The sequence below is a fragment of the uncultured Cyclobacterium sp. genome (assembly GCF_963976465.1).
Classification (GTDB): domain Bacteria; phylum Bacteroidota; class Bacteroidia; order Cytophagales; family Cyclobacteriaceae; genus Cyclobacterium.
This window is the reverse complement of record NZ_CAXBOC010000196.1, coordinates 1-9,040: the sequence shown is the minus strand read 5'-3', so window position 1 is coordinate 9,040 and position 9,040 is coordinate 1. Positions and strand designations below refer to the sequence as shown.

Here is a 9,040-nt window from a genome sequence, read left to right as displayed (position 1 = left end):
TTTTGGAGATCAAGCACTGGACTATGAAGTGATGAATGAATTGGCCGCTGAAGTGCCTATAGGTGCTGAAGGTTTGAGTTTTTTACCATTTGGAAATGGAGTAGAACGAATCATGGAAAATAAGCATGTTGGTGCACACTTATCCCAATTAAACCTTTTGAAACATGACAAAAGGCATGTGTTCCGTGCCGGCCAAGAAGGCATTGTATCTGCATTGACCTATGGCTTCAAAATCATGAAAAACATGGGGCTAAACCTGAAAACCGTTAAAGCAGGGAAAGCCAACATGTTTCTCAGTCCCATTTTCAGAGAAGCTTTTGTTAACATGAATAATGTATCCCTCGAATTGTATGATACGGATGGTGCACAGGGAGCTGCCCGAGGAGCAGGAATTGGTGCAGGGATCTATTCAGGTTCTAAAGAAGCCTTTCAAGGTTTGGTGAAAATCCAGGACTTTGAACCTGATGCACAAAAAATAGAAGCCTATGGAGCGGTTTATCAGCAGTGGGAAAATTGCTTAAACCAAGTGAAATAAATTAATATACTTATCTAATACCTAAAAAGAATTGAATTATGTCAGATATGTTTTTTCCTGAGATTGATAAGATTAAGTTTGAAGGAAAGGATTCAAAAAATCCATTGGCTTTCAAATATTACGATGAGAACCGAGTAATTGCCGGGAAGACAATGAAAGAGCATTTCCGTTTTGCAATAGCCTATTGGCATTCCTTCTGTGCCACTGGAAATGATCCCTTCGGGCCTGGGACTATGGTTCATAAATGGGATCAATCCAATGATCCCATTCAAAGAGCAAAAGACAAAATGGATGCGGCCTTTGAATTTATCGGGAAAATTGGAGCTCCTTTTTATTGTTTTCATGACATTGACCTGATCGATGAGGGGGACAGCATTGCGACCTATGAGAAGCATATGGGGGCAATAGTAGATTATGCCAAGCAAAAGCAAAAAGAAACAGGTATAAAATTACTTTGGGGAACAGCTAATGTTTTTAGCCATCCAAGGTATATGAATGGAGCAGCCACCAATCCGGATTTTGATGTGGTAAGTAGAGCTGCTACTCAGGTGAAAAATGCAATTGATGCAACCATCGAGCTAGGAGGTGAAAATTATGTGTTTTGGGGTGGCAGAGAAGGTTATATGTCGTTGTTGAACACCGACATGAAACGTGAAACAGAGCATTTGGCCCAGTTTTTAACCATGGCCAGAGATTATGGAAGAAAACAAGGCTTTGAAGGTACATTCCTTATTGAACCAAAACCAATGGAGCCAACCAAGCATCAATATGATTATGATGCGGCTACGGTAATAGGGTTCCTTAGACATTTTGGTTTAGACAAAGACTTCAAACTAAATTTGGAAGTGAATCATGCCACCCTGGCAGGACATACCTTCCAACATGAATTGCAAGTAGCCATGGATGCCGGGCTTTTAGGGAGTATAGATGCCAATAGAGGAGACTATCAAAATGGTTGGGATACAGATCAATTTGCAATCAACCTTCAGGAATTGACGGAGGCCATGCTGGTACTTTTGCAAGGACCTGGGTTTACCACAGGTGGAGTGAATTTCGACGCAAAAATAAGAAGAAACTCTACAGACCTAGACGATCTTTTTCATGCTCATGTTGGAAGTATGGACGCTTTTGCAAGGAGTTTAGTTATTGCCAATGATATCATGGAGCATTCAGATTATCAAACTTTGAGAAAGAATCGATATGCTTCTTTTGATGGCGGAAAAGGGGAAGCATTTGAAACCGGAAAGCTTGACTTGGAAGCCTTAAGAAGCCATGCCCTGGAAATCGGGGAGCCGAAGATGACAAGTGGTAAGCAAGAAATGTATGAGAATATACTGAATCAGTTTATCTAAGTTACAAAACATAAAAAAAAGCGGCTTAAATATTTAAGCCGCTTTTTTTTTAAATTCAATTTATCAATAATTATCCCTCTTCTTGAGCCAATAGGATTTTTACTTCTTTAATCAAGGCCTCACTCAGACCATAAATCAAGTTTAGGTCTTGATCCCAATAATCCACTTTAGCCAACACACTTTCAACCACTGCCTCGGGTGTTTTAATTTTCCAGATCTGATCAAAATACTTAACCACTTCCGACTTGTCTTTGATGGGAGTAGCTTCCCCATTATAGTGACCTCTATAATACACAATCATGGCAGCAAAAGCCTGTACCATTCCTGTAGGTATTTGATCCTTTTTATTGATATAGTCCAGTAATGTTGGCAAAACCCTAACTTTCCATTTTGCAATGGAATTCAATGCGATATCACTTATTTTGTGCTTTATAAAAGGGTTTCTGAATCGATCCAGCACATCTTCTGCAAAGGGAGTTAAGTTTTTCTCCGGTTGATCCATGGCAGGAATTATTTCAGTAAAGATTACTTTTTGGAGATATGAACTAGTGGCTTCATTCTCCATGGCATCTTTTACCAACCTGATTCCTTTGAGATAGGCAACTGGTACCAAACAAGTGTGAGCCCCATTAAGAATTCGTACTTTTCTGGTTCTATATGGACTGATGTCTTTTACGAAAAGTACATCAAATCCGGCTTTATCTAAAGGTAATTCATTTTTAAGCCAATCCGGTCCATCGATGGCCCAGAAATAAAATGGCTCTGTCATCACCATTTGTTCATCTTTAAAGCCTAATTGGGCCTGAATTTCATTGCCACTTCCCAATGGGAATCCCGGTACAATTCGGTCTACCAGTGTGTTGCAGAAAAAATTATGCTTGACCACCCAGTCCTCAAAATCGCCTGAAAGGTCCCATAAATCGATGTACCTCTTGATATTTTCTTTAAGCTTTTTACCATTGTCTTCTATCAATTCACAAGGAATGATCACCAAACCTTTTTCAGAATCCCCATTAAAATGTTGGAAACGTTGATAAAGCAAAGCCGTTAATTTCCCTGGAAAAGACGCTGGAGTAGTCGCCCAATCCTTGTCTTTTTCGTCAAAGTATATGCCTGCTTCTGTGGTATTTGAAATAACAAATCTTAATTCAGGAATTTTTGCCAATTCCAAATAAGCCCTATAATCTAGAAATGGATTAATTGCTCCTCTTACCGATTGAATTAACCTACTTTCTTCTATGGTTTGACCTTTACTAACCCCTTTGGTAAGCACATGATATAGACCTTCTTGTGAATTAATGCCATGGGCTGGTTTTTTACTATGTACTTGAACCATTTGGATATCTCCATTAAATGAGGTCTTCTCATTTAGGATATCAATCATCCAATCAGCAAATCCTCTCAAAAAATTACCTGTACCAAATTGGAGAATGCTGATAGGGCGAGTAGAAGTTGAAGGGATATTTTGTCTATTTAATAGTTTCATGTTTGTATATATTAAAATTTTAGGTTGTTTTCTTTGTCCTAAACAAAAGAAATTTTTACGTTTTGAGCTTATTATTTTTTAAGATGCTACAATGTCTTAATTACTGGTTAAATATTGAATTAAAGTATTTGTTTTTTTTAAAAAATTCGAGGAATTGCTTCTTAAACTTCCCTTAGTATTTATTATAGGCTAAAGGAATTCATAAATTCAATAGTCTAGTTTAAAAGGTAGTGCCTGTAAGAATTGTAATGGATTTTAAATGCTATAACTCACCCATTTTGCATTCATTAAATCGTTTTATTAACCGTCAATGATGTAGATTCATTCGTGAAATCGAAAGTTTTAATTTAAGTAATTCTTTTAAATAAAAGGTCAAAATTCATACCAACCAAAAGAGGGTGGGGTTATTTTTACCGTAAAAAATGAAGGGGCTTAGGGTTAGAATTAAGCCGTGGCTAAAATCAAGCTCACAAGGATGCCAGCCTTTTATTTATTGTAACCATTATTCTTGAAAATATGCATCAATTGTAATCGGTAACGTTACTATATGTTTTATTCTCCTTTATTATTGTTTATATTTATTCCCTTGATGCAAGACCGTGCTTTTCCTAAGGTTAAGGCAAAGAGCTAATTTTCATGCATTAAGCCACAGGGTTATCCCAAAGTAATTATTACTTAATTTAAACCAATTACCAAAATCAAATCTTATGAAATTTAATAGTAAATTTTGGTCACCTATTGCTGCCTCAATTTTGCTTTTATCATGTTCCAATGAAAAAAATGTAGAAGAAGAAGTGAAGACTACCTTTACCGGAGAAAAAAACGAAATTAAATTACTTACTCTTGATCCCGGCCACTTTCATGCTCATCTTGTGAAAAAATCCATGTACGAGGAAGTGGATCCCAAAGTATATGTATATGCACCCGATGGACCGGAATTGAACTCCTATTTAAAATCAATTGAAAGCTATAATACCCGAGAAGAAGACCCTACGAGTTGGGAATTAGAAGTATATAAAGGAGATGATTACCTTCAGAAAATGCTCAGTGAGAAAAAGGGCAATGTAATGCTTACAGCGGGTAATAATAAGAAGAAAACAGCTAATATTAAGGCTACCATTGAAGCTGGTATCAATGTTTTGGCGGACAAACCTATGGCCATTGATGCACAGGGTTTTGAAACCTTAAAAGAGGCCTTTGAACTTGCTGAGAAAAATGATGTCCTATTGTTTGATATCATGACTGAAAGGTTTGAAATAACTACCATACTTCAGCGAGAGTTTTCCTTGATCCCTGAGGTGTTTGGAGAAATGGAAAAAGGCACATTGGAAAATCCTGCCATCACAAAAGAAAGCATCCATCACTTTTATAAGCAAGTATCCGGAAAAACCTTGATTAGACCGGGATGGTTTTACGATGTCACCCAACAAGGTAATGGTATCGTGGATGTTACCACTCATTTGGTTGATTTGGTACAATGGGAGAGTTTTCCTAATAAGATCATCGATTATAAGACAGATATTGAAATGATCAACGCCAAAAGGTGGACTACTGACCTTACGCAAGAAGAGTTTACCTTGTCTACAGGTCTTGAAGAATTTCCAGACTACCTTCAATCAGTTGTTTCTGATGGTCTTTTGAAGGTATACGGCAATGGAGAAATCAACTATAAAATTAATGGTATTCATGCAAAGGTTTCCGTTATATGGAATTATAAGGCTCCTGAGGGCTCTGCTGATACCCATTACTCAATCATGAGAGGATCCAAAGCGAATTTGGTTATCAGACAAGATGCAGAAGAAAACTATAAGCCTGAATTGTATATAGAGCCGGTAGAAGGTGAGGATATCACTGCCTTTGAAGCCAGTGTAACCCAACATGTAAAAGAGCTTGCCGGTACTTTCGAAGGTTTGGATGTTGTAAAAGTAGAGGGTAAAAATTCTTGGAGAGTTCAGATTCCTGAAGCTTACCGTCATGGCCATGAAGATCATTTCAGAGAAGTTACTGAAACCTATATCGACTATTTGGAACAAGGTGAATTACCTGATTGGGAAGTTCCAAATATGCTGGCCAAGTATTATGTTACTACCCAAGCCTTAGAGTTAGCCAAATAAAATTTCTATTTTAAACTATTTAAAACAGATGAAAAAGCAAAGGAGAGACTTTATCAAAACTGCAGGTTTAACAAGCTTTGGATTGGCAGGAGGTATTTTGACACCTCAAAGTTTTGCTTTTTCATCTGATTCTAAAAAATCAGGTATGACCAAATCTGACCTAAGTATCATTGGCCCTTATGGCCCTTGGGCCAATGGGCTGATCAATGATCAATTGCCCTCACTTTCTTACAGAAATCAACGTTTCACAGCGATTGAACCTTGGAAAAAGGATGCCATGGCTACTGTCAAAGAGCGCATGGGGATTCCTGACTTAGGGCCTATTCCCGAGGTGACGGTGCACGATACCTATGTAGATGATGGTTTAGTGTTTGAAGAGGTCAGTTGGCAATTGCCTTATGGTAATCGCACCAAGGCTTTGGTGATTAAACCCGATGGTGCGGTTGGTGAGCTTCCTGCAATTCTTGCGTTTCATGACCATGGAGGCAATAAATATTTTGGTTTAAGAAAGATTACCAAAACAGGTAAAGATCAGCATCCAATGATGATAGCTCATCAGGAGCATTATTATGAAGGAAAAGCTTGGGCCAATGAAATTGCGAAAAGAGGATATGTGGTTATGGTTCCCGACTCCTTTACCTTTGCCAGTCGTAGGGTGTTGCTAGAAGAAGTTCCGGAGAATCGACGGGCCGGTTTGACGGATGAAAATCCTGAAAAAGAAGAAAACATCGAGGCTTACAATAATTGGGCCGCTGATCATGAGCATGTGATGGCCAAGTCTTTATTTTGTGGTGGCACTAGCTGGCCTGCAGTGTTCTTTGCTGAAGATCAAATGGCATTAGAAATTCTTTTGGCCAGAAAAGATGTAGATTCAAACAATGTGGGCTGTGGAGGATTATCCGGAGGTGGATTGCGGACAGTAATGATGGGAGGCTTGGATCATAGGGTCAAATGTGCTGTATGTGTAGGATTTATGAGTACTTGGACAGATTTTCTACTAAACAGGGCTTACACCCATACTTGGATGGCCTATATTCCTAGACTCCCCAATGAGCTGGATTTCCCTGAAATTTTAGGACTACGCGTGCCATTGCCCACCTTAGTACTCAATGATCGAGAGGACCAATTGTACACTTTGCCGGAAATGCAAAAAGCAGACAAAATTTTGGCATCTGTTTTTGATAAAGCCGGTGCTTCAGATAAATACAGGGCATCTTATTATCCGGGTCTTCATAAATTTGATAAAGCCATGCAAGCAGAAGCTTTTGATTGGTGGGACAAGTGGTTAAAAAATTAAATATTTCATTTCTTATTTAAAACCTTCCTTATGAAATCAAATAAGTATTTATTGGCTATTCTCGTTTTTTTAATATCAAGCTCGATGATGGTATTTGCACAAAGTGTAAATTCAGACATGCTTTGTGTTGGGGACCATTGGACGGAAGAAGAAGGTGCTTCCTTTCTTCAAATGGAAAAAGAAAAATACAAAACAGAAAAAGCTTGGGACAAAAGAGCCAATGCAATTAGAAAGCAAATTCTAAAAGGAACAGGGTTAAATAAGATGCCTAAAAAAACGCCTTTAAAGCCTGTTTTGGGAGAAATTAGGAAATATGATGGTTATGTGGTTCAAAATGTAGCTTTTGAAAGTTTACCAGGAGTGTTCGTAACCGGAAGTCTATATATGCCCTCTGAAAACCCGGGTAAAATTCCTGGAATCATAAGTCCTCACGGGCACTGGACCAAACCCGGAGAAGTGGGAAGGTACAGACCTAATGCCCAAAAACGATTTGCATCCATGGCCAGGATGGGTGCCATTGTTTGGGCATATGATGCAGTAGGCTATGGGCAGATGGAAGAAATTGGTTGGGAACATAGAGAAGGGGAGGTGCTTAAATTACAATTATGGAACAGTATTAGGAGTGTAGATTTTATGCTTTCCCTTGGGGCTGACCCTGAAAAATTAGCCGTTACTGGTGCTTCAGGTGGTGCAACCCAATCCTTTTTATTGGCAGCAGTTGATGATCGCATTGATGTAGCTGCTCCTGTAGTTATGGTTTCAGCACATTTTTTTGGTGGCTGTACATGTGAAAGCGGAATGCCCATCCATAAAGCTAAAAATTACCAAACAAACAATGTGGAAATTGCTGGAGTATTTGCACCTAAGCCCCTATTGCTGACCTCAGTTGGAGGAGATTGGACCAAAAATACTCCCGAAGTGGAATTTCCACACCTTCAATACATATATGGATTAAAAGGTCATCCTGAAAGGGTTGAGAATAAACATATTCCGGAAGATAATCACGGATATGACGAAAAGAAAAGACAAGCAGTCTATCCGTTTTTGGCCAAACATTTAGACTTAGATCTATCTAAGGCAATGTATGAAGATGGTCGATTGAAGGAAGAAGCAGTGGTGGTAGAGGATCAAAAGACACTATATCCATTCACAGAAAAGAGTCCTTTCCCTAATTATGGATTGACTTCCATAGATAATATTAAATGGTAAACCCAACACGATGAACAACGATCAAAATAATCGAAGAGATTTTCTTAAAAAAAGCCTTCTATCCGGCATTGCATTGAGCAGTTTAGGGTCCTCTTGGGCACAACCCATTTCCCCTAAGGCAGCATCCATGAAATTGGGACTGGTAACTTACTTATGGGGTAAGGATTGGACTTTGCCCGAACTTATTAGCAATTGTGAGAAAGCAGGCTATGAAGGTTTAGAACTTCGCACACAGCATGCCCACGGGGTGGAAACCAGTCTTAGTAAAAAAGAACGTAAAGAGGTAAAAAACAGGTTCAAAAATAGTCCTGTTACCTGTGTAGGTTATGGAAGTAATTACGAATACCATAGCCCCGATCCGGCGGAACTTGCAGCCAATATTAACCATACCAAAGAATACATCCAATTATGCCATGATATTGGCGCTTCCGGAATTAAAGTAAAACCCAATCGACTACCGGAAGAAGTGCCAAGAGAAAAAACCATTGCCCAAATAGCCAAATCCTTTAGTGAGGTTGGAGAATACGCAAAAGACTATGGGCAATTGGTGCGTGTGGAAGTGCATGGGAAAGTTACCCAACAACTTCCGGTAATGAAAGCCATATTCGATCAAGTAACCTCATCCAATGTGAAAATTTGCTGGAACAGCAATAATACTGATCTTATGGAGCCGGGATTAGTGGGGAACTTTAATATGGTGAAAAAATGGATAGGTGATACCACCCATATTAGGGCTTTCGATGAAAATGATTACCCTTTTCAGGCATTGCTCCAATTATTGTATCAAGCTGAATACAATGGTTGGATATTAATAGAATCCCATAGTGATCCTGCAGATAAATTGGCTTCTATGAAAGCCCAGAAAAAGACTTTTGAGCAGTACCTTAAGGATCTATAAGGTTGATATATCGGAGCATTTATTTTATCAATGGTTGATTAAGGAAAGCCTACTACGGATCAATCTTTTCTTGAGCCAAACCATTTTTAATTGGTTGAATAAGGCGTTTGTTAAATGATAAAAATAGGGCTATATTTCCTTTAAACATT

The 9,040-nt window shown here is 38.6% G+C and carries 6 protein-coding genes and 1 pseudogene; 6 read left to right on the top strand and 1 reads right to left on the bottom strand.

All coding sequences use genetic code 11. The features are described 5' to 3' along the window. Together AAC037_RS12305 and xylA are read left to right on the top strand one after the other, a co-directional pair. Positions 1-535 (top strand): annotated as a pseudogene (locus AAC037_RS12305) (carbohydrate kinase); the annotation flags it as partial. Between the two features lie 38 nt (positions 536-573). Next, positions 574-1,887: a xylose isomerase gene (gene xylA / locus AAC037_RS12300; protein WP_339903279.1), complete on the top strand. Its 1,314-nt coding sequence runs from the start codon at positions 574-576 to the stop codon at positions 1,885-1,887. Between the two features lie 70 nt (positions 1,888-1,957). On the opposite strand, the gene AAC037_RS12295 is transcribed toward xylA, so the two are convergent. After that, complete coding sequence (locus tag AAC037_RS12295) at positions 1,958-3,373, bottom strand: tagaturonate reductase (protein ID WP_339903278.1); 1,416 nt, start codon at positions 3,371-3,373, stop codon at positions 1,958-1,960. A gap of 707 nt (positions 3,374-4,080) precedes the next feature. On the opposite strand from AAC037_RS12295, the gene AAC037_RS12290 reads away from it, so the two are divergent. The 4 genes from AAC037_RS12290 to AAC037_RS12275 are packed head-to-tail and all read left to right on the top strand — an operon-like array spanning position 4,081 to position 8,891. Beyond that, a complete protein-coding gene (locus tag AAC037_RS12290; protein ID WP_339903277.1) occupies positions 4,081-5,487 on the top strand; it encodes a putative oxidoreductase C-terminal domain-containing protein in 1,407 nt (468 codons plus the stop codon). Positions 5,488-5,515: 28 nt separating this feature from the next. Then, the gene (locus tag AAC037_RS12285) at positions 5,516-6,784 is read left to right on the top strand and encodes a hypothetical protein (RefSeq protein WP_339903276.1); all 1,269 of its coding nucleotides are present in this window, start codon (positions 5,516-5,518) and stop codon (positions 6,782-6,784) included. A 30-nt stretch (positions 6,785-6,814) separates the two neighbouring features. Then, positions 6,815-7,993 (top strand): acetylxylan esterase, encoded by a 1,179-nt coding sequence (locus AAC037_RS12280; protein WP_339903275.1) that lies wholly within the window; start codon positions 6,815-6,817, stop codon positions 7,991-7,993. A gap of 10 nt (positions 7,994-8,003) precedes the next feature. Next, the gene (locus tag AAC037_RS12275; RefSeq protein WP_339903274.1) at positions 8,004-8,891 is read left to right on the top strand and encodes a sugar phosphate isomerase/epimerase family protein; all 888 of its coding nucleotides are present in this window, start codon (positions 8,004-8,006) and stop codon (positions 8,889-8,891) included. Positions 8,892-9,040 lie beyond the last annotated feature (149 nt).